Consider the following 22,056-nt stretch of genomic DNA (forward strand, 5'->3'; position numbering starts at 1 on the left):
CCCCCTATTTATTTAAGGGCTGAGGTGATAGTGGTTACTAATTCTTTTTCGTCCCAGGGCTTTTTCAAGTAGCTGTATAAATTGATCTCTTTTTTTAAAGCTTCGACGGAAGCAATGTCAGCATGACCTGTGATAATGATCTTTTGGATCTCCGGATATCTCTGGTGAACGATCCTCAAAAATTCGTCTCCTTTGATATTGGGCATCAGCCAATCGGAGATTACGATCAGGATCTTAACTCCTTCCGTTACCAATTCTTCAATGATCTGCATCGCTTCGGACGCATCTAGAGCGGTCTCATAACGATAAGTATCACCCAGATGTCTTTTGACTTGGGACTTCATACTCATCAAAATGAGCGCTTCATCATCAACAAAAAGAATCGCTTTCTCCACCGCTCCCCCGGTACCAACGTATAAATTAGACGAACAAAAACGAAAAAACCCCGGCTCAAAATCCGGAGCAAAACAAGGATACTTACTCTATAAATTATGTTTGCAACTCATTTTCGACTTTATCCCACGAAAGAATGAGTTACAAGGCTGCTTGGAAAAAAATAGACCAAAGTACCTATTCAATAATTTTTATCGAAACCGGGGTTATGTCAGGAGAAGGCTGCATAATCAGATATCCTTGCGAATATTCTATGCCTAGGGAACGTACAACTTTCAGTTCTTCCGGAGTAGAAACGAATTCCGCGACTACTTTTGCTCCGATTCTATGCGCAAGTTCTGTGATTGCAGAAGTCAGGATAAATGCTGTCCGATTTCTTTCCAAAGATTGGATAAATTTTCCATCTATCTTGATGAAGTCGGGTTGGATCTCCAGTAATCTGGAAAAATTCGAATGTTCCACTCCGAAATCGTCGATTGCAATTTTTGCTCCCATCTCTTTCAGTTCTGCGATCACCTTCAGTCTTTCCGGATTTCCGTGAAAACTTGCGGTTTCTAAAATTTCGAAAGTAACTCTGGAAGGATTGATCCCGTAATGTTCCATACGAGAAGCCGCCCATTTCGGAAAACTTGGGCTCTCTAATTCAGTTTCAGACAGGTTAATGGAGAATGAATAAGAAGAATCCGAAAATTTACGAAGTGCTTTTTCGAAAAGTATAGGGCTGATCCTTCTCAAAAGACCGGTAGACTTTGCTAGATATAAAAAACTTGCGGGAGCATAAACTTTTCCGTCTTCCACGATCCTTGCAAGGCATTCGAATTTTTCCACCTTACCTGTTTGATTGTCCATGATCCCTTGGAAATAAGGCACAACATTTCCTGAATGGATCGCTTGGTTCAGTCTTTTTCCCAGATCCATATTGATCTTATAAAGATCTTGGTCGTCCATCTTCTCGGAATAAGAGTAGATCCCGGATTCCGAATCGAATTCAGGCTCTTGGCTTGCTTTTACGAGCGCGAGTCTCGCCTTATAATACAGATCTTTTTTTCCATTGGCAGTGGCTATAGTCGCGTTGATCCGGAAAGAAATTCCGGACGCAGTAAAATAATCGGAGCGTAGAAGTATCCGAAATGCGATTAGATGCGGAAGGAACTCCTCTTCCGGCACTTTAGAGAGGATTGCTACTTCATCTTCATATACGTGGAAGATCTCTCCATAGTTCCCTAAGAGAGATTTCATGGAATCCAGGAACTTCTTCATTAAATCCTTATAGAGAGAAACTCCGAAATCCCTTGTGGTCAAAGAAGTGGACTCTATTCGTATCAATGCGAGAAGAGAATCTTCCTTTTCTTCCGCAGCGAGATCCAATCTTCTTCTTAAGGATTCCAAATTGGGAAGTCCGGAGTCCCTATTATAAAGAAGTGCTTCTTCTAATTTTTTATTCAGCTCGGAAAGAGAAATATCTGATTCATAAGAACGGACCGCTTCTTTTACGGTCATGAGCAGATCGTTCGAGTCCCAGGGTTTGGAAAGATATCTGTATAAGTTCGCCTTGTTAAGTGCGTTTCCCACGGACTCCGCACTCGCCTGTCCTGTGAGCATGATCTTTTTTGTATTCGGATTTGTCTCCTGGATCCGGATCAGGAACTCGTCCCCTCTGATCCCCGGCATGACCTGGTCGCTTAATATCGCTGGGATATGAATTCCGGCCTGGTTACATTCTTCTACTATTTGGAGTGCGAGTTCTGCGCTGTCTGCAGCTTCTATTTGATAACTTTTTCCGAAGGCGGATTTGAGCTGTTCTTTGAGTCCTCTTAAAATGATCAGCTCGTCGTCGACGCATAAGATCACCGATCTTTTAGGTGATTCGTCGGATGATCCATTTTCTTGGTTTTGCACGATCGGATACTCGTAGAACTTGGAATTAGACGTGGAAAAAAAGAATTTCCGGCCCAGGCCGAAGATTATTTTTATTCTTAGCGAACGTATAATTATGATAAAAATAATTTTCGAAAACGATAAGGAAGTATTCCTCGAACCTTCCGAATTAAACAAGTCATTATTACAAATTTCACTGGATGCAGGCATTCCTCATATACACGCATGTGGAGGTAACGCACGTTGCTCTACTTGCAGGGTACTGATCCAAGACGGGGACGAATATCTTCTTCCCCGCAACGAAAAAGAAACGGCGCTCGCTCAAAAGAAAGGTTTTCCGGATAACGTAAGACTCGCCTGCCAAACAAAGACCACGGGTGATATAGTACTCAGAAGACTGGTGATAGACGAGGCAGACAGGGCTCTTGCATCTACATTCTCAGATCTGATCTCCGGGATAGAAAAACCTGTCGCGATCTTATTCAGCGATATTAGGGGTTTCACAGGTTTTTCGGAAAGTCATTTGCCTTACGATGTAATCCATATTCTGAACCGCTACTTTTATAGGATGGGAGATAAGGTCCTAAAATACGGCGGGATCATAGACAAGTATATAGGTGACGGACTTATGGCGATCTTCGGTTTGGAAGATCCGGATCCGGTCCGTGCAAATCTAAATGCGATCCGCTCGGCACTCGAGATGAGATCCGAATTAGAAAGTTTGAATACTTATCTTCAAAATCATTTAGGTTCCGAATTCGAAATAGGGATCGGTATCAATTATGGAACTGCAATTTTAGGAAAGTTAGGACATCCTTTAAGCATGTCGTTCACAGCGATAGGAGACACGGTCAACTCCGCAAGCAGGATCGAGACTACCACTAAAAAGGCGGGAGCAAAGATCTTAATTTCCCAAAAAGTTTATGAATCCGTAAAGGACAGAATTCTTAAAGGAAGAAGTTTCGAAACGAAACTGAAAGGTAAAACCGGAAATTATAGAGTACACGAAGTATTAGGAACTAAGAATAATTGTGAAGGAAGCGCCTGGCAAGAAACAGGATATAGGATCTGGGACAAAATAGATCCTACGGAAGTCGGGGCCTGGCTTCGTATGGTGTTTCACGCTTCTTCCATTTTTTCCTCGGATGGAGAATGGTTAGGTCTCGAAGGTTCTATTCGTTTTCCTACCATCTTAAATGACGAGAATAATCGCGGAGTCATAAAACAAATTGAAGAGATCATCCATTTAAAGGAAGAAATGGAAAAAGAAGGAAGAGTTGGGATCCCTTCTCTTTCGGATATGATCGCTCTTTCTGGAGCACTTGCACTCCAAAAAGCGGGAGGACCTCAGGTCCATATTCTACCTGGAAGAAAAGATTCTAGTTATCCAAGCGGAAGAATGCTTATGCCTGTGGATAGTCCCGATGTAAAAGATTCTCTGGATTATTTTTCTATGATGGGATTTTCCACAAGAGATACAGTTCTACTCATGGGAGTCCATACATTGGGCTGGCATGCTAAGGGTTCATTTACGGAAACTCCGAATATATTCAATAATCATTATTTTAGGGATCTACTTTTGGATGGCGGAGTCAGAATGCTCGCCACAGACAGGGCATTGCTCGGCTCGGAAGAGACCAAAAGAATGGTGATGGAATATGCACTCAACGAGTCCTTATTTTTCAAAGACTTCCAAGGACTTTACCAAAGATTGGTAGAACAAAAACGATTGGAAGAATCCTGACTCCGTTTTTTCCTGGAATTAGATGCGATTCCAGCCCGCTTTAGACAAGATCCCGGCTTATGAGGCCGGCAAACCGATAGAACTAGTCGTACGTGAATACGGAATTTCTCCGGACAAGGTTCTCAAACTTGCTTCCAACGAAAATCCATACGGTGTATCCCCCAAGGTTTCCGAAGTCATTAAAGAAGCGGTCTACAAGATGCCTTTATATCCTGACGACTCTTATAAGGCGTTAAAGGATGCACTTGCAAAAACTCACGGGGTGGATTCAAAAAACGTAATACAAGGCAACGGTAGCGACCAAATATTCGATTTTGCCACACGATCGGTTTTGAATCCTGGAGATAAGATCCTCCAAAACGGTAAAACATTCTCAATGTATTCTATTTACGCAGGGCAATGCGGCGCAGAGACTATCCAAACAAATTCAGAACTTCATGATCTGGACCAATTTCTGGACCTGTATAAAAAACATTCTCCTAAGATCATATTCATTTGCACTCCTTGTAATCCGATAGGAGATGCTTTGGATCAGTCGGATCTATATACTTTTCTACAAAAAATATCCTCCGATACGATGGTCGTATTGGACGCAGCCTATATGGAATTCGGAAAGATCAGAAATCCTAAAAAAGAAGTCCAAGCTTCAGATGTAATTTCAAAATTCCCGAATGTATTGTATACAAACACATTCTCCAAAATTTACGGATTAGGCGGAATGAGAATCGGATACGGTATCGCTTCGGAAGAAATGATCCGTGCATTCTACAAATTAAGACCTCCATTCAATGTTTCTCAACTTTCTCAGTTGGCTGCGGCTACCGCGTTGAGCGACAGGGAATTTGTGGAGAATTACCTCAAATCAAACTTAAAAGAGATGATCCGTTACGAAGAGTTCGCAAAGAAGAAGGGACTATTTTATTTCGAATCCTATGCTAACTTTATCACGATCAAATTGGACAAAGCAAAATTGGATTCCACCCAAACCTTCGAGACACTCTTGAAGGAAGGGATCATATTAAGAAATCTGAAAAGTTACGGATTGAATGCTCTGAGAATTACGATTGGAAGGCCGGAACAAAACGACCGAGTATTAGAAAGGCTTTCGGAACTCCTCTAATTAGGAGCTCCGGTTTTATTTTTCGTAAAGATCTGGTCTCAGTCGAACCACTTTTTCGTCTCTGCTTTCTGCCTTTTTAGTGGAGAAATTTACAGCTTCCGAGCGAGCAAATTCCTTTCTGACTTGGATCGGTCCAGCGGATTGGAATTGGCTTTTTTCGTTTTTCTCTTTTTCGGATCGAAACATTCGAAACCTCCTTTTTTCGTCTTGGGGGTAAGACCCGCAGTTTCCATATTTAGTTTCGTCTGGAAGCAGCGATTTCCTTACCGTATTATGTCAAAATTTTCTAGTTCTTTATTAACTTACTCCCTATCTACAACAAGCGGATGACTAGAATATTACAGAAAGATATTTCTTTTAAAGTGAAGGTAGGAACTCCTTTCCGAAAATCCAGAATGGAATACTCGAAAAGGAGTCTAGATCGGATCAGGCTGCAACAGAAGATCCGGATTTTTGGGATAATACTCCTACTCCCGATAATGTATCCTTCACAGGGCAGATCCTTTCTATATGAGCAAGTAGAGAATCCACATTTTCTTTAGGAGAATCCGTTTGGATATCTACTCTATAACGGATCTGGGAAAATCCAGGACGAACAGGTGCAAGTTCTTGGAAACCGTCCAAATCCAGATCTCCTTCCACGAATACATGGAAATCCTTTAATTCTACCTTATGAGCCGGAGCATACAAAGAAACTAAAACTCCTACACAACTTGCGAGTCCACCTAACACGAGTTCAACTGGATTCGGCCCTTGGTCCGTTCCACCTAAAATTTCAGGTTCGTCCACTACCCATTTATGATTCCTGGATTGTAGGTTTAGTTTCAAACCTCCCGCCCAAGAAGCCTTACTTTCGAATACAGTATTTGCCATATCTTCCTCCCGAAGTTAAAATCATTCGGGATCCTAGCTTTTAGATGGAAAGAATTTAATATGTTATTACGGATATTTTAGACGCTTTATTGAACAAAAGAATGGACCCTTGCCCAATCACTTGGTCTTACATTTTTTCGCCCGGCATTGCGGAGATATATTCTTGTACCGGACCATCTCCGTAACCTTTTTCTTAATCATCTAATCCCTTTCCTTTCAGAATATGAGGGATGTACTTTTCTATCCTCGCCTCTCTGGTCTTAGATTGTTTTGCGGAAGAAAAATGAAGAAGATAACCTCTTTGCCTACCCGGAGTTAAGGAATCAAAAGCGGATCTTAAGTTGGGAGATTCTTCTAGCTTGCTTAAAAATTCTTCAGGCATATCGAACTCTTTTGTCTTTTTGAAATTCACTTTTTGTCCGGACTTTTCCACTTCAATTGCATTTTTGATATAAGATTTTAAGGAAGTTTTGAGTTTATCGATCTCTTTTAGATTGGTAAATCGGATCTGACGAGCAGACTGCACATTTTTGGTTTGTTGGATAAGGACCCCTTTAGGATCCTTTAATAAAGCCCCTTTAAAAAACAAAAAAGCGCAGTATTCTTTAAATCCATGTATCAAAACTATATTATTGTTTTGAAATGTGTAACAAGGTTGACCCCATTTTAATTCTTCGGTAAGTCCGGAAGCCAAAGCGATCTTACGCATTGACTCATATTCTTCTTTCCATTGTTTGGCTTTATTAAAAAAGAAATCAACCTTAGGATTCATTTATGATTCACCCTTGTAATTTTCTATCAGCCGGTCTGAAATACCAGGATACTATCGTAAGCACCAGCAATAATGCAGGTCCGAAATATTCTTTTGCTCCGTCCCCGGCTGCAAAATGAGAGAACACTGCTCCAGACATTGTAAAGAAAAATCCAGCGTAAGCCCATTCCTTTACCAAAGGAAATTTAGGAACAAGCACTGCGATTACCCCTAATAATTTCCAAACTCCTATTATGATCATCAAATATGCGGGGTAGCCTAAATGTGCAAACATATCCGCTTCTTCTTTCATTTGGATGATCTGTACGATCCCTGTCGATACCATCCCTAAAGAAAGCCATGCAGTAGCGATCCAGTATATAACTTTGTTTCTCATGTCAAATATCCTATTTTAATTTATTTGCGGCTTCTTGTAATCTATTATGAGCCAAGTTAATTCCTTGAGCGAAAGGAAGTTTTAACAGTTGGTCTCTGAGTGAGACGGACTTAAATACAATATGCATCGTAAGTTTACTTTTTTCTTCGCCCAAGGATCCGAATTCTAAGAACTCGAGCTGAGGAGGAAAAGGTGAATTTTCCATCTCGAAAGTGCGGGTGATCTTTTGGTCCGGAACAAATTCATGGATAACACCGTTGAATCCGTGTTTGTTTCCATGAGGATCCGTGGTCACAAACTGCCAACTTCCGTGATTCTTACCTTCTAATTTCAGGACTTTTGTTCCCATCCATTCTTCCACGATTTCCGGCTCTATATGCGCCTTAAAAAGTAGATCCACAGGAAGATCGAATTCTCTGGTGATCAGCAATTCTTGTTTGCCGTCTTCTGCATCAATTTTGGTTTTTATTTCCATATTCTATTTTCTTGATCTGTATTTTTTCATTACCGATTCCAGCTTATTGAATCGATCGTCCCACATTTTACGAAATGGTTCTATAAAGTCGGCAATTTCTTTCATCTTATTCGGATTCAATTGGTAATAAATTTCCCTGCCGTTTTGCTCCTGTTTTAACAATTCGCACTCGGTGAGTATTTGTAAATGTTTGGAAACGGTCGGCCTGGCAGTATCGAAATTGGAGGCAATCGCCCCTGCGGTCATTGCCTGAGAAGCCACTAATAGAAGTATTGCTCTTCTAGTAGGGTCTGCTATAGCCTGAAATACGTCCCTTCTTAGATTCATTATGTAGTCACTTAACTACAAATTAAATGTAGCCATTTAACTACGCAACAATTTTATTTATATTTGCTCCGAATGGAGGAGGATCTTGGATTAAAACCCGCCAGGGATGCGGAAGGCAGAGGCGGCCTACTTTATAAAAAAAATAATATTATTTATTCGTAATTTTTTCCGGAAATTTTTTTCCAGATGGAAGCAAGATGTTCCCTGATCTTTCCTTCCATTCCGTTTTTGGTAGGTTTATAGAATTGAGGAGGATTGTCGGAAAGATCGTCCGGGAAATAGGAGAATGGTACAAATCCGCCGAAATCATGAGGGTATTTATAACCCTGGCTAGCACCTTCTTTTTTGTGAGTAGAAGTAGGAGCGTTTCTAAGTCGATTCGGGATCTTTAAACTTGGTCCTCTTTCTTTTACGAAAGAAAGTGCGGAACCGATCCCTAAATAAGATGCGTTGGACTTAGGGCAAGAGGCTAAGAATGTGGTGACCTGTCCTAAAACAATCCGTCCTTCCGGCATTCCGATCGTTTCCAAAGCATGAAGTCCAGCGACCGCCAAAGGTAAACCGTGAACGGAAGCATTTCCTATATCTTCGGAGGCTAGGATAATGAGTCTTCTTGCGATGAAGAGTGGATCCTCTCCTCCTTCTAACATCATTGCTAAATAGAATAATGCAGCGTCCGGATCACTTCCTCTCACTGACTTTATGAATGCGGAGATCACATCGTAATGACTTTCTCCGCTCTGGTCATATTCGATTACCCTGCTTTCTAAAAATGTTTCTATATCGGAGGCTTCTATCTGGACTCCTGAATCTCTGGATAGAACAAGTCCTTCTAAATTGGAGAGTAGTTTTCTTGCATCTCCTCCTGAGTAACGTACTAAAAGAGAACTTGCTTCTTTTGTAATATTCGGTTTCGGATCTAAGGATCCTATTCCTCTGGAAAGTATTTCCAAAAGATCATTTTCTCCGAGTGGTTCCAGCTTGAGCACTTGGCATCTGGATAATAGCGGTCTTGTAATTCTAAACGATGGATTTTCAGTAGTGGCACCTATGAGAACGATTCCCCCGGTTTCCACACCTCTTAATAAACTGTCTTGCTGGGAAGAACTGAATCTATGGATCTCATCCAAGAAAAGAAGTATACTTCCTTCTTTTTCGGATCTTTCTAATAGTTTTTTGATATCCGCAACGCCTGTTGTGACTGCATTATATTCCACAAAAGGTAATTTCCAGGTATTACCTAAGATCCTGGCGATCGTGGACTTTCCCGTTCCGGGAGGTCCGTATAATAGAATGCTTACCGGTTCTTTATATTTTTGTAATTGAAGCTTTGCCTTTTCCTGTCCAATGACCTGGGCGAATGAGGTTGGCCTGATCTTATGGGGAAGAGGTGCTCTTTCAAATAGACTGCCCAAGTTCTTCTTCCAATTCTCTTTGGATCTTACGTATGCAGGAACGGATTGTGGAATTGCATACATCGCAGGCGCTATGGCAGCATACTAAGGATTGTTCTCTGATCTTTCCATCCAATACATTCTCCACCAATTCGGAAATACGAACAGGTAGAGCGAACCAATCTAAATTTTCTAAGATCAGTTCTTTTCTGGTTTTAGGAATGAGTCTGGGAGAATCGTCCTTCATCTAAACTTTTGTACCTTTACTTATAGTTCGAGTCAATCCGAATGTTTAGATCCCGATCCATCCGCCCTTTATTAGATAGTAATAAAGAATAAAACGGGGGATCCTAAAAAGTGCAGCCGCGAAAAAAAGATCGAGCCTCATCTTCATTGCGCCTGCCGCTACCGAGGTCCAGGAATAAGGCAATGGAGTAAGTGCAGCAAGAACCACCGCCCAGAACCCGAATCTTTTTACGTAAACTTCCAATTTCTCTTCGTGATTCCGAATGAATTTGGAGAATACGGTTAACTTAGGAAGAAGGAACCTTCCTTGAGAATAAGAACATCCTCCTGCAAGTAAAGACCCTACGGAAGCAAAGAAGATTACCCAGAAATCCGGCATCTTTGTAGCAACCGCCAAGATCAAGAATGTATCCGGAGGAAAGAATACATGCACTGAATCCGCGACGAATATGGAAAGCCCGACTCCCCATACTCCAGTGTAATCCAAAAAGAGACCGGCAACCTGAGTGACTCTTTCATTAAAAAATCTTGCGAGTACTAGTACGATTAATAACAAGATCACACTTGCGATCAATGTTTGTCTGACCAAGGAGGAGATCACATTCTCCGTGGAATTTTTTAGTTCTTGGGATTCCGTTTTCAAATTTTACCTGCGATGAAACATTCTTTCCAGATCTTCTCTGGTTAATTTGACCAAGGTGGGTCTTCCATGAGGACAACGGGACGGGTTCTCACAATAACTCAAACGGTTGAGCATCTCCGCGATCAGATGATCCGAAAGTTGATCTCCCTTTTTAACTGCGGATCTACAAGCTACACATTTTGCCATAAGATCGTATAACTCAGGCTCAGGAACTTCTTTGCCTCCCGTACGATTTAGAAAATCCAGAACGATCTCTTTTTCATGTCCTGGTAGAAAGTAACCCGGAACTTCTCGAAGTACCATTGTGTCCTCTCCGAGTGAATCCAATTTTAGACCGACTTCTTGGTATTCTCCTAATCTATCTTTAATATCTTCCGCTTCTTGTTTGGAAACAGGGATACGGATCGGAGTGAGAAGAGGTTGTATTCCGTAATTTTTCTTTTTCAGTTTTCTTAATACTTCTTCGTAACGGATCCTTTCATGGGCAGTATGCTGGTCTATGATATAAAAACCGTCTTCTCCTTCCGCCAAGATGAATGTCTCGAATAATAATCCGAAATGTTTTTTAGGAATAAATTCTGAATGTTTGATCGGTATATCGGTCAAATCGTCCAACCTGGAACCCGGCCCGACTGCTTCCACAGGAAAAGAAGGAGAATGTTTTACTTCTTCATAAAGTGCTCCTCCTAAAAGTTGTTGTTCCGTTCCGGCGGAAGAAGTGCTGGAGAAGGAATATAATGTGGATTCCATCTTTTTAGGTTCAGGTCTCAAAAGCCTGTTCTTTAATTCCAAAAAGCTGACCGGTGTGCTGGATCTGAGTTCTTTTTGGATGAGCTGCAGGAAGAATGTATTAAACCCTTCTTCGTCCAAGAAACGGATCTCTTTTTTAGCGGGATGAACGTTTACATCTATGGACTCAGGATCCACTTCAAAAAATAAAAAACAATATGGGTGAGCGTTCGGAGGAAGAAGTTCATCATAACATTTTTTCAACAGATGAGAAGAATATTTGATCTCCACAGGTCTTCCGTTCACGAATATGAATTGTCCCGTACGATTTGATTTATAAAAATCAGGATCGCTGATATAACCTGTTGCCTTCCAACCTTTTTTTTCCAGTTGGACCTCCAACAAGTGATCCCTGAAATTTTCTCCGAATAGATCTATGATCCTTTCTTTTTTATTTTTCGGAGGAAGTCTATAGATCTCTTTATGATCCTGAACGAATCTAAATCGGATATCTTCTCTTGCGAGAGCCTGGACGGTTACTTTATCACGGATCTTCTTATCTTCCGAACGAACCGATTTTAGGAATTTCCTTCTGACCGGAGTATTATAGAATAGATCCTCAACCAGGATCTTAGTTCCTTGAAAACCGGGGATGGACTCTTTGGAAAGTATCTGTCCTTTTTCCGCCCTCACCTTCCAAGCGGTAGGGAGTCCTGTTCCAGTCTCTATAGTGAGTTTGGAAACGGAGGCGATGGATGCCAATGCTTCTCCCCTGAATCCATAAGAAGAAACTAATTCAAGATCTTTTAATGTACGGATCTTACTTGTGGCATGTCTCTGTATTGCAAGAGGGATGTCCTCTTCTTCTATTCCGGATCCGTTATCCGAAAGAAGAAGTGAGGTCAAACCTCCGTCCCTGGATTCCACTTCGATCGTATCTGCGCCCGCGTCGACCGAGTTCTCCATCATTTCTTTCAGGACGGAGTGAGCGGATTCTATCACTTCCCCTGCGGCGATTTGGTTGATTAATTCCGGACTGAGTTCTTGGATCCTTCCCATATAGTTTGGACCCAGCTTGGAAGGTGGAAATCTTATGTCAAGATTGGATTTCCGGTTTAGATAGTGCTATTTCCAGTATGAATTCGGAACCTTTTCCAGGCGTACTTTGGACGGAGATATCCCCGTCCATCTTCTGAGCGAGAGCCTTACAAAGTGCGAGCCCGAGCCCTGCTCCTTGGAAAGGTTTAGTGACTCCTGAATCCACCTGTTGGAATGGATTGAATATAGAACCGAGTTTATCTTCCGGAATTCCTATACCTGAGTCTTGGACCCTAAATCTAAGTCTATAATCCAGATTGGTATCCTGGATTTTTTCTCCTGAAAGTTTGACGAATCCTTTTACCGTGAACTTCTCCGCATTTTCCAAAAGGACCAAAAGCATTGTTTTAAATCTTTCTTCGTCGCCTTCTACGATCTCCGGAAGGTTATCAGAAAGTGTCACGCTGAAATCCAGATTCTTTCTACGGATCTTGTCTTCCACCCTCATGGCCGCTTCGTAAACGGAAGCTTTCAGACTAAAACGTTTATTCAAAAGATATAATGTACCTTTTTCCAAACTGGAGGCGTCCAGCATAGAGCCCAGGATGACCATCATCGCATCCCCGCTTCTTTTGAGTAACTCCAACATTTCTTGATGTTCCGGTTTGAGATCCGAATCCAATAACATCTGAGTGATCCCCATGATCCCGTTCATAGGAGTTCTGACCTCATGGTCTACGTTTATCAAAAATTCACTTTTTGCTTTGTTGGCGGCCTCTGCCTCATCTCTTGCAAATTCCAATTCCCTGGTCCTTTTTCGGACCAACTCTTCCAGGTTGGTATTTAAAATTTCTTGTACCTTCTCTCTTTCTCTAAATCCACTCAACATCTTGTTGGATAAAGAAAGTGAATTTCCGAGTACGAATATTCCGACACCGATCCCACTCAGTTCCCATGAATCTAAAAGTTCCGCATGGAATAGTATCTCGCTTATCATGAAAAATAATAAGAAGATAAAACCGGTGAGATAAATATAAGCTCCCACCATTTTACGAGAAACTGCTTTTGCTAAAACAACCAAAGAACAGGCACCATTAAATACGAATAGGAGGTAAGAAGGATTGATCAAATAAGAATAGACCGCGGGTCCGGTAAACAAAGTGATTAAAGTAAAAATCCCTGCGAAAATATATCCTAACTTCAGGAATTTTTTTCCGAAGTTCATAGGAAACACTTCTAATAAAAAGTGCTGAGCCAAAGGCATTCCCATAAACCAGGAAATAAATTCAGTCCTAAGATATATTTCAGGTCCTACTAAAAAATGCTCGGGGAATAATCTGACTCCGGTGGAATATAACCTAAGTCCCACCGTGATGGAAAGGATCCCGAGTATCAAAGCGGAAGAATCTTTTTTATAAAAAACAGATACAAAAATATGGAATAGACCTAAAAAGAAAAGTCCTCCGCAGAGTATTCCTTCTAAGTCCCTTCTATCCATATAATATCGGCCTACACATTCCGGAGTGCCTAAGATAGGAGGTTTCCAAAGTCCTCCCTTTCTGTACTGATAATTTGAAATTTCAAAATCAAGATGCACAAGGCCTTGCCATGCGGGAAGAATAGAATAACTGGTCCTAAGTTCCAGACCATCTTCGGTCGGATCTCCTACCTTCCCCACTTCGTTAATTATTTTTCCGTTAAATAGTATTCGATAATTTGTTCCCTGGTCATAAGAAACTAAATGTAAACTTTCCACCGGGGTAGAAGAGACTAAGTCCACTCTATACAATGCTTTTCCGTATTTTGGGAATTCTCCCTCGTCGGAACCGGGCCAATCATGTTTGGTCCAACTGCCCGGAACAATACTTGTGGAAAATTTTTCAGGCTCTTTAGGAAGACTTGTATCAGGAGTGGAGCCTAACCAGGCGAACTTCCACTCTCCGGTCATTCTAAAACATTTTCCCTGCTCCCTGGATTTTTCCCAATCTATAACACCATTCTCTAATAAAGCCTTTTTAGGAGAAGGTGTACAATACGCGGAAAAGAAGAATGCCGCAATTAGAACGATAGACTTCCGTTTTGAGAAAATTCCCATAGAGTTGGCTATCTTTTATCGATTTATCGGAAATCGTCCAGGACAAAATACGGACTAAAATAGTAAGAATTGCTTGGTAGGAGTTCCTACAATCGGATTTTCCGATTCTACAAAATTCCGGCCGCGCCCCTCGCGAACGACCCATAGGAAGTGAGCGAGTCTGAGATAGCCGGAGGCGTTTATCGAAGACACGCCAAGCTATCTGCACTCGGGTCAGGCTCTTCGCTCCAATCAGCGAAGCACCATACCTTATTTCGTAAGAAAACTCTTTTCTTTTATTCCAAGCATCCATGTAAAACTCAATTGCATTCATTTTCTCGCACAGAGACACGGAGACGCAGAGGCACAAAGACGCGAAGAGTTTTGCGATTAGAAAAGTTTTAGGCCATTCTTCCTCATGCTATTTTCATTCCGAGGTTGCGCAATATGAATATTACTTAACGTTTGTAAATTTTGGGGACAAGACAAGCTAATGTCCTCCCTCTCTGCGTCTCCGTGTCTCTGCGTGCCAAAAATCTCGGCCTCTCTCAAACCGAATCCGCCTGAGAACTGATAAACGGAGCCTTAGGAGATAGGAAGTATCCGCTTAAAGAGGCGAATAATACGGGAGTAAAATTGGAAACTCCTGTCAATCCGGTGAGTAATATAGTGGTGCTGATAGGCGTTTTGGTAACGGAAGCGTTCACGGATGCCATCAAACAGATCAGTAGAAAAGATTCGTTCTCGGACGGAAAGAAATCCATAAAAAATCTACCTGCTACTGCTCCCACAAAAAATAACGGGATGATAATCCCTCCTCTCCAACCGCTGGAAACAGTGATATTGATCGCCAATATCTTTAATAGAGCTAAGGTCCCGAAAAAGATCCAATTCCCTTTGGTGACCACTATCTCATTCAACTGGTCATGTCCGAAATAACGGGTAAGCGGTTCGTAATAAGCAATACAACCTAAGAGCAATCCGCCGATCGTGGTCTTTACAAAAATAGGAAGAGTTATTTTAGAGAAAGAAAATTTAGTAATTCTGAATATTCCATAAAAGATCCAGCCGACTATTGCTCCTGCCATTCCGAATCCGATGGCGTATTGGAAATCTTCTATCCCACCCGGAACATATTGAGGAAATTCCCAAGTGGGCCCGATCCCCATATCCGTCATAAATAAGAATACAAAATAGGCGCTACAACTGGAGAGGAATGCGGGAAGAAGTGCCTCGTAATATTCTACCACATGTCTATGTTGTAGAATTTCCAACGCGAATAATGCCCCTCCTAAAGGAGAACCGAATAGAGAGGTAAATCCCGCTGCCATTCCGGCAATAGTCATGGATCTAAGCTCTTCTCCTTCTAACCCTATCTTTTCGGCAAACCAACTTCCGAAAGATCCGGTGATCTGAACGAGTGGGGCTTCCGGTCCAGCGCTTCCTCCGGAAGAAATACTAAGCAAAGAAGACAAACTCATAGAAGGATTGTTCTTAGGGTCGAGTTTTCCTCCCCTAAAACGAATATTATCGATTACTAATGAAATTTCTCCAGGTTCTCCCAAGAAATAGATTAGAAGACCTATACCTAGCCCTGACAAAGTCATGATCAGAACGATCGAATTGCCTTGGAAACCGGCTAAAAGTTTAGTAAGGTATTCCAGGATTTTCCAGAATACTGCGGAGAATACTCCCGCAAATAATCCGAGGAGTACGTACAAAATACTCCATCTGGAAAGCATGAATGGATTCTTTTTAGATAAAATGAAAACTGGATTTTTTAAAAGAGCTTGGATCCGATCCATATATCTGCCGGTTTGAAAAGTTCAGACAAAAAGAACAGACTCTTTATTTTTCGAAGTGATTACTCCGATTTTATGGACCAGTTCTCCTTTTTCTTCCAAAGCCGCAGTCGCATCTGCTACGGACTCTGGAGAAACGATGACTATGTATCCGATTCCCATATTAAAAGTGGAATACAATTCCTTTTCGGATAAAGAAGGAAAATCTTTCTGAACTCTGGCAAAGAAAGGATTTTCAGGAAGTTTATTCCTGTGGATCTCCACTGCTAAGGAATCAGGTAGCACTCTAGGAATGTTTTCATAAAAACCTCCTCCGGTGATATGCACCATTCCTTTTACTTCCGCCTTCTTGGTCAGGTTCAGTATACTCTGTACATAAATTCTTGTAGGACGAAGTGCGAATTCTTTTAAGAAATCGACTAACCCTGGATCTGCGGGAAGTTTTCTTCCACCTTCTAAATACAATTTACGGATGAGGGAAAATCCGTTGCTATGAGGACCGGAAGATTCCAAACCTAAAACGATGTCTCCTGGTTTGATCTTGGATCCATCTATTAAGTCTTCCTTCTCCACTGCACCCACTACGAATCCGCCTAAATCGTATTCGTCCGGATCCATTGTGCCGGGATGTTCCGCAGTTTCTCCGCCGAGTAATGCTGCGCCTGAAAGTTTACATCCTTTTACGATACCTGCAACGATCCTTTCCATTCTTTCCGGGATCAATTTACCGCATGCTATATAATCTAAGAAGAATAAAGGCTCTCCACCTGAGACAAGAATATCATTCACGCACATCGCAACTAAGTCTATGCCGATCGTATCATGGATATTGAATAAACGAGCGAGTTCTACCTTGGTGCCTACGCCGTCTGTGCCGCTGAGCAATATCGGGTTTTTATAATTTTTGAGGAAGGAAACGTCGAATGCGCCTGAAAATCCTCCCAGCCCGCCTAAAACTCTAGGGCCATGGGTGGATTCCACGTTTTGTTTGATCTTTTTAACGAATTCTTGGCCGGCTTCCGTATCGACTCCGGAGGATTTATAACTGATTTCTTCTTGCATGGACCCGCTCCAGAACAGAATTCCCGGATCGGGTCTAATGCCCAGAAAAAAAGCTATTTCATTTGGTCGATTTGTTCCATTGCTGAGAGCTCACCCGCAGCTGCAGGGCGAACTTTTAGAGCCTTGATCCCCGGTCCCAAGTCCACTGCTTCTCCCGCTTTTACCAAAACTCTTGCTTCGTCGTCTTTTCTGGTGATCTGAACACTACCTTCTCTCACTGCGAATGTTCCGGTTTCGTTGGCAGGGTTCACTTGGCCCCAGAATTGGGTTCCTCTAACAGCAGCTACTACGGTTGGAGTGTCGATTGAGATGGATTCGTTCTTTTTCAGTTTGGCGACTTTTACCAAAATATTACCTGAGTTGATCTTAATATAATTTTGATCCGCTCTCAATGCAGCGATAGAAGCCTCTGAACCACCTAAGAGTCTAACTGTCCCTAAAGTAGTGGTTAGGTCTAAGGTGGCGTCCTTATCCGTTTTTACGATTTCTGATTCAATAACACGATCACTTGCTTTCAGAACGGAGCCTGCTTTTTCCGCAGTCGCTTTTCCTACGATAAAGGAGACGATTGCATCCGTAGTTTCTTCTTCTTTAGGTCTGCAGAAGAAGAATAGGCTTGGAACTAATAGGATCGTAACTAGCTTTGATATGGATATAGAGTTCATACGGATTCATAAAGCTAATACAAAGCGTCTAGACCGGGAACCAAAAAAATAGTCTTTTGGAAAAAAATTTCCACCTATTATGGGGATACCTTTTGTAATAACCGAGAGGCCAGACCTTCCGTTTCCTTTAGGTTATTAGGGGAAGAAAAGAAGAGAGTGTAATTAGGCTGCCCTTGTTTTTCATCCAAATGAAGAGATCTGACTAAATGGCGGACAGTCCCCAGGTTACCATCATGAAGGATCGCCTCCGGATAAAGGTCTTTGATTTCGTTTTTCAAGAATACGTAATGTGTGCATCCCAATACAAGAGCCTTAATTCCTTGTTCTTGCGGGATTTTTAATATGTTTTTAAGAAGAAGTTTGGCATCTTCCCATTTTCCACGATCCACGAGTGCTGCAAGTCCGTCACAATTCAGGTGAACCACTCTTTCGGAGGCGCCTAATTCGGATTTTAAGTCCTGTAATTTTTCCTCCCTATGAGTAACTGAAGTTGCGAGTAACGCAATTTTTTCTCCGGGATGAGCGAGAAGCGCTGGTTTGATCGCAGGCTCCATGCCGAATACGGGTACGGATAATTCTTCCCTTAGTCTATAAGCGGAAGCGGAGGTAGCAGTATTGCAAGCAAGAAGGATCGCATCCACTTCTTCCTTTAAGAAGATATTACACACGTTACGAGTGAGATCTAAAACTTCGGAAGTTTGTTTTTCCCCATAAGGAGCATGAGCAAGATCCCCGTAATAGAGAAAATTTACGGAATAGGGAAGATCCAAGAGTTCCTTTAGAACGGAAAGTCCTCCCATTCCGGAATCCATTACTCCGATCTTAGGAACTCTTTCTTTATTGTTTCTCATATCCTAAGCGGAAGCTGTATAGTCCTCTATACTTTTTCTCAAAGTATTATAGATCCAACGGAATTTTTCCTCGTCTTCTTCCAGAAGAGTGACCCTAAAACCGTCTCTATCCGTACAGAAAGAAGAAAGTGGAACCACACAAATACCTGTAGAAGCCAGAAGATAATACACAAATCTACGGTCCGGAGCACAATTCCCGAGAAGAGGACGGATAAATTCCTCCGCCTGAAGATTAGAGATCGGAAGAGTCATCTTATCTCCCAAAACTCCCTTATCAAATGCAACAGTAAGATAGAATGCACCCTTAGGTTCTACAACAGTAACACCTTTGAGTCCTTTAAAAGACTCGGTGGCAAGTTTTGCCTTCTTCCTGAACTTCTCATTTCTTTCCTTTAAGTGGGGAAGGAACTGAGGATGGGAATATACTTCCGGAATTGCCATCTGAGGAAGTGTGGTGGAACATACCTCCAACATCTTAGCGTCCAAAAGAGATTTTGCATAACGTGCAAAAACGGGATCCTTGTCTTTGTTGAATATCTCCAGCCAACCGCATCTTCCACCCGGCCAAGGAAATTCCTTGGACACGGAACGAAGAGCCATTCCAGGCACCTTATTTCCTATCACTTCCGAAAGATGGATCGTTCCGGTCTCCGAATAATTCACATGAGCGTATGTCTCGTCGCAGATGAGCATTACATCGTATTTTTCCGCAATCTTAACGATCTCACGCATTACATTTTTATCATATACTGCGCCGGTAGGATTATCCGGATTGATGAGAAGAATTCCAGCAATCGAATCGTTGTATTTGACCTTATTCTCTATATCTTCCAGATCAGGCATCCAACCCTGCTCCGGATTCAAATTATAGGTCATATGCTCATAACCTGAGTGAGCCGCTTCCGCAGAAGATAGTGTAGAATATGCAGGACTTGGTCCTATAACTCGAGCTTCTCTTCTTAAAAATCCGAAAATTTTAGCGACTGCGTCACCAAGTCCGTTGAAGAATAATATATCCTCCGCGGTGATCTGGGCTCCGCCTCTTTCGTTCACTTTATCCGCTAAAAAATTTCTGGTCTTCTCATATCCTTGTGTAGCCGTATAGGCCCAGGACTTGTCTTCGAGGATCAGATCCGAAACGATCTTTTTCATCCAAGGAGCGACCTTCTCTCCTTTTTGTATGGGGTCCCCGATATTCTCGTACGTGATCGGAACTCCAAGAGCTTCTAACTTTTTAGCGACTCCTACGATCTGACGGATCTCGTAAATGAGAGCATCAGCACCGCTATGAACGATATTTCTTCTCATGTCTAGCCTTATGATTTTAGAAAAATTATTTCTGTATCAATCTAACGGTCAGTTCTTGCAGGGATTTTTCCCTGTAGATCCTAAGTTTTAACCTGCCGCCTAATCCTACTATTCCGACCTGTTCCCTCAGATCATTAATATTTTTAACTTGGACTCCGTTTGCTTCCATAATGAAATCATATCGTTTCAAACCGGAACTTTCCGCAGAAGAACCCGAGTCCATATCATAGACCAGAACTCCTTTCCAGTCCGCAGGGATCCCGAGTGCCTTTCTGTGATCCGGAAGTGGGACAGTCGCCATCACACCCAGAGTTGCAGGTCTGATAATTCTGCCCTTATTCTCTTCGATAAGCTGGATTATCTTTTTGGCATAATTCATCGGGATGGCAAAACCGATGCCGGTGTTTCTACCTGAGTCGCTCCGGATCAAACGATTGATCCCGATTACTTCTCCGTAAATGTTTAGAAGAGGTCCGCCGCTGGAACCGGGATTGATCATGCTGTCAGTTTGGATATGGGTCTGGCCTGTCTCGTCCAGATCTTCTCTATATTTTGCAGAAACCACACCCACTGAAAAAGATCTTTCTAAACCGAAAGGAGAACCGATTGCGATCGCCCAGTCCCCCACTTCTATCTTGTCGGAATCGCCGAAAGAAACGGGTTTGAGCCCGCTTCCTTCTTTAATTTTGAGAAGAGCGATGTCCGCTCGTTCATGGCTTCCCACAAATTTAGCGGGGAAAACACTACCGTCTGAAGCGATCACTTCTATACTTTCTGCGTCAGAGATAACGTGAAAATTTGTGACAACATATCCTTTTTCGTGGATTAAAAATCCGCTTCCGAAGGAGGAAAGTTTTTCGGTGCGATAATCGAAATATTGATACGGACTTGTGATCGCTTCCGTTTTTTTGGTTCTGATAGAAACTACAGAATCCTTGGAAGAATTATAAACATTTCGGAAAGCATTCTGCAATTGGATCCCGGCTCTTTGGTCGGAATAGCCGAGCGGTTTGCCTCCTCGGAAAAAGGAGGACAAACCTCCTTCTCCCGGAAGAATGAGGACGAATAGGAATAAAACCAAAAGTCCGATATTGACCCAAACGATTTTAGGAAGACGAATATTCATGCAATCAGACTCAACCCACCTTCTACCTAACGGAAAGAATCGTCGACTCGGATTCTTTTCCGGGATACCCGTTTTGTTTTTTCTATTCTTTTCCGGCCAAGGATGTATTCCTTATCTCTATCATCTTGGAAAAGAACAGGCAAAGATCCTGCTACAAAGAAAAGCGATCCCAGAAGTTTTAGCAGATCCTGAAATACCGGAAACTACAAAAACAAAATTAAAAGAAGTGGAGAAGATCAGAGATTTCGGCGTCCAAGAACTGGCACTCTCTCCCGAAGGTGGATTTAAAAGTTTCGTACAATTGGACCGGCCTGCAATCGGTTGGCATGTAAGCGCCTGCCATCCTTTACGTTTTGAATCCTACACTTGGTGGTTCCCAATCGCAGGAACAGTTCCTTATAAAGGATATTTCTCATTAGAAAAAGCGAAAGAAGAAGAACAGTCCTTGAAAGAACAAGGCTTCGATACTAGAATACGGATCACTGCGGGATATTCCACTTTGGGATGGTTCGAAGATCCGCTATTCTCCTCCCAACTTTATGAAGATCCGGGAGATCTGGCCTCGATCGTCATCCATGAAATGGCACATGCTACGGTGTATTTTCCGGGAGATTCCTTATTTAACGAAAGTTATGCGAGTTTCGTAGAAGATGCCGGTTCAGATGAATACGTCCTAAAGATCGGCGGCCCAAAACTTTTAGAAGAAAGAAAAAGATCGGAAGAAGAAACGAAACTTTATAAAAATATAATTATAGAAACTGCAAATTTACTCAAAGCCGCATATTCGGAAGGCGGCACGGAAGATGTTCTGCGCAAGAAAAAGTCGGATATCATTTCAAATTTTCGTAAAAAGATCCTACAAACGAAATGGACTAAGATCAATTCCAAAAAACTTGCAGAAAGAGATTGGAATAACGAGGATTTTATAGGAATGCTTAGATATAATTCCGGATCTGGGTACTTTAAGAGAAGGTTTGAAGAAGTTGGAAAAAACTTTTCTAAGTTTCATGAGGAGATGAGGAAATTGAAAGAGAAGAGTGCGGAGGAGAGGAAGGCATTGCTGGAGGAGAAGTAAATCTGCCTGTTTGTTGGAATTCCTACAGACTTAGCGTGTAAAATTTAGTTGTGGAGATGAGGATTTCGTGATATAGGGGACAGCG

The 22,056-nt window shown here is 42.0% G+C and carries 22 protein-coding genes; 3 read left to right on the forward strand and 19 right to left on the reverse strand.

Features of this window, described 5'->3' with window-relative positions; all coding sequences use genetic code 11:
• Nucleotides 1-8: 8 nt before the first annotated feature.
• Together EHR06_RS09540 and EHR06_RS09545 are read right to left on the reverse strand one after the other, a co-directional pair.
• A complete protein-coding gene (locus EHR06_RS09540) occupies nucleotides 9-395 on the reverse strand; it encodes a response regulator (protein WP_008597002.1) in 387 nt (128 codons plus the stop codon).
• A gap of 175 nt (nucleotides 396-570) precedes the next feature.
• Entirely contained in the window at nucleotides 571-2,292 is a 1,722-nt protein-coding gene (locus EHR06_RS09545) for an EAL domain-containing response regulator (RefSeq protein ID WP_135756791.1), read from the reverse strand.
• A gap of 94 nt (nucleotides 2,293-2,386) precedes the next feature.
• Here EHR06_RS09545 and EHR06_RS09550 point away from each other — a divergent pair, with 94 nt between their 5' ends.
• A complete protein-coding gene (locus tag EHR06_RS09550) occupies nucleotides 2,387-4,015 on the forward strand; it encodes a peroxidase family protein (protein WP_167492285.1) in 1,629 nt (542 codons plus the stop codon).
• 22 nt (nucleotides 4,016-4,037) lie between these two features.
• A complete protein-coding gene (gene hisC / locus EHR06_RS09555; RefSeq protein WP_135756792.1) occupies nucleotides 4,038-5,135 on the forward strand; it encodes a histidinol-phosphate transaminase in 1,098 nt (365 codons plus the stop codon).
• 15 nt (nucleotides 5,136-5,150) lie between these two features.
• On the opposite strand, the gene EHR06_RS19130 is transcribed toward hisC, so the two are convergent.
• The 17 genes from EHR06_RS19130 to EHR06_RS09635 form a co-directional block, all read right to left on the reverse strand.
• Nucleotides 5,151-5,321, reverse strand: a complete 171-nt coding sequence (locus EHR06_RS19130) for a hypothetical protein (protein ID WP_165780259.1) — start codon at nucleotides 5,319-5,321, stop codon at nucleotides 5,151-5,153.
• A gap of 240 nt (nucleotides 5,322-5,561) precedes the next feature.
• Nucleotides 5,562-6,008, reverse strand: coding sequence for an OsmC family protein (locus EHR06_RS09560; RefSeq protein WP_135756793.1), 447 nt, complete (start codon nucleotides 6,006-6,008; stop codon nucleotides 5,562-5,564).
• A 193-nt stretch (nucleotides 6,009-6,201) separates the two neighbouring features.
• Nucleotides 6,202-6,780, reverse strand: coding sequence for a YdeI/OmpD-associated family protein (locus EHR06_RS09565; protein WP_135756794.1), 579 nt, complete (start codon nucleotides 6,778-6,780; stop codon nucleotides 6,202-6,204).
• Between the two features lie 7 nt (nucleotides 6,781-6,787).
• Complete coding sequence (locus EHR06_RS09570; protein WP_135756795.1) at nucleotides 6,788-7,156, reverse strand: DoxX family protein; 369 nt, start codon at nucleotides 7,154-7,156, stop codon at nucleotides 6,788-6,790.
• A gap of 10 nt (nucleotides 7,157-7,166) precedes the next feature.
• Complete coding sequence (locus EHR06_RS09575) at nucleotides 7,167-7,631, reverse strand: SRPBCC domain-containing protein (RefSeq protein WP_135756796.1); 465 nt, start codon at nucleotides 7,629-7,631, stop codon at nucleotides 7,167-7,169.
• Between the two features lie 3 nt (nucleotides 7,632-7,634).
• Nucleotides 7,635-7,958 (reverse strand): ArsR/SmtB family transcription factor, encoded by a 324-nt coding sequence (locus EHR06_RS09580; protein WP_135756797.1) that lies wholly within the window; start codon nucleotides 7,956-7,958, stop codon nucleotides 7,635-7,637.
• A gap of 152 nt (nucleotides 7,959-8,110) precedes the next feature.
• On the reverse strand, nucleotides 8,111-9,373 hold the full coding sequence (locus tag EHR06_RS09585; RefSeq protein WP_135756798.1) for a replication-associated recombination protein A: 1,263 nt from the start codon (nucleotides 9,371-9,373) through the stop codon (nucleotides 8,111-8,113).
• The gene (locus EHR06_RS09590) at nucleotides 9,357-9,599 is read right to left on the reverse strand and encodes a hypothetical protein (protein ID WP_086446281.1); all 243 of its coding nucleotides are present in this window, start codon (nucleotides 9,597-9,599) and stop codon (nucleotides 9,357-9,359) included. Before EHR06_RS09590 ends, EHR06_RS09585 begins: the two co-directional genes overlap by 17 nt.
• 45 nt (nucleotides 9,600-9,644) lie before the next feature.
• A complete protein-coding gene (locus EHR06_RS09595) occupies nucleotides 9,645-10,241 on the reverse strand; it encodes a YqaA family protein (RefSeq protein ID WP_135756799.1) in 597 nt (198 codons plus the stop codon).
• A 3-nt stretch (nucleotides 10,242-10,244) separates the two neighbouring features.
• Nucleotides 10,245-12,029 (reverse strand): DNA mismatch repair endonuclease MutL, encoded by a 1,785-nt coding sequence (mutL, locus tag EHR06_RS09600; protein WP_135756800.1) that lies wholly within the window; start codon nucleotides 12,027-12,029, stop codon nucleotides 10,245-10,247.
• A 37-nt stretch (nucleotides 12,030-12,066) separates the two neighbouring features.
• A complete protein-coding gene (locus EHR06_RS09605; protein ID WP_135756801.1) occupies nucleotides 12,067-14,103 on the reverse strand; it encodes a sensor histidine kinase in 2,037 nt (678 codons plus the stop codon).
• A 527-nt stretch (nucleotides 14,104-14,630) separates the two neighbouring features.
• Nucleotides 14,631-15,887, reverse strand: coding sequence for a chloride channel protein (locus EHR06_RS09610; protein ID WP_135756802.1), 1,257 nt, complete (start codon nucleotides 15,885-15,887; stop codon nucleotides 14,631-14,633).
• Between the two features lie 21 nt (nucleotides 15,888-15,908).
• The gene (gene purM, locus EHR06_RS09615; RefSeq protein WP_135756803.1) at nucleotides 15,909-16,946 is read right to left on the reverse strand and encodes a phosphoribosylformylglycinamidine cyclo-ligase; all 1,038 of its coding nucleotides are present in this window, start codon (nucleotides 16,944-16,946) and stop codon (nucleotides 15,909-15,911) included.
• 53 nt (nucleotides 16,947-16,999) lie between these two features.
• A complete protein-coding gene (gene lsa19, locus EHR06_RS09620; RefSeq protein WP_135756804.1) occupies nucleotides 17,000-17,611 on the reverse strand; it encodes an adhesin Lsa19 in 612 nt (203 codons plus the stop codon).
• A 77-nt stretch (nucleotides 17,612-17,688) separates the two neighbouring features.
• Nucleotides 17,689-18,462, reverse strand: coding sequence for a glutamate racemase (gene murI, locus EHR06_RS09625; protein ID WP_135756805.1), 774 nt, complete (start codon nucleotides 18,460-18,462; stop codon nucleotides 17,689-17,691).
• A 3-nt stretch (nucleotides 18,463-18,465) separates the two neighbouring features.
• Complete coding sequence (locus EHR06_RS09630) at nucleotides 18,466-19,770, reverse strand: pyridoxal phosphate-dependent aminotransferase (protein WP_135756806.1); 1,305 nt, start codon at nucleotides 19,768-19,770, stop codon at nucleotides 18,466-18,468.
• A gap of 25 nt (nucleotides 19,771-19,795) precedes the next feature.
• Nucleotides 19,796-20,896: a S1C family serine protease gene (locus EHR06_RS09635; protein ID WP_135756807.1), complete on the reverse strand. Its 1,101-nt coding sequence runs from the start codon at nucleotides 20,894-20,896 to the stop codon at nucleotides 19,796-19,798.
• Between EHR06_RS09635 and EHR06_RS09640 the strand changes: the two genes are divergently transcribed.
• Nucleotides 20,895-21,971, forward strand: a complete 1,077-nt coding sequence (locus EHR06_RS09640; RefSeq protein ID WP_135756808.1) for an aminopeptidase — start codon at nucleotides 20,895-20,897, stop codon at nucleotides 21,969-21,971. The two genes, EHR06_RS09635 and EHR06_RS09640, sit on opposite strands and share 2 nt — an antisense overlap.
• Nucleotides 21,972-22,056 lie beyond the last annotated feature (85 nt).

The sequence above is a fragment of the Leptospira dzoumogneensis genome (genome assembly GCF_004770895.1).
In the GTDB taxonomy this organism is placed as follows: domain Bacteria; phylum Spirochaetota; class Leptospiria; order Leptospirales; family Leptospiraceae; genus Leptospira_B; species Leptospira_B dzoumogneensis.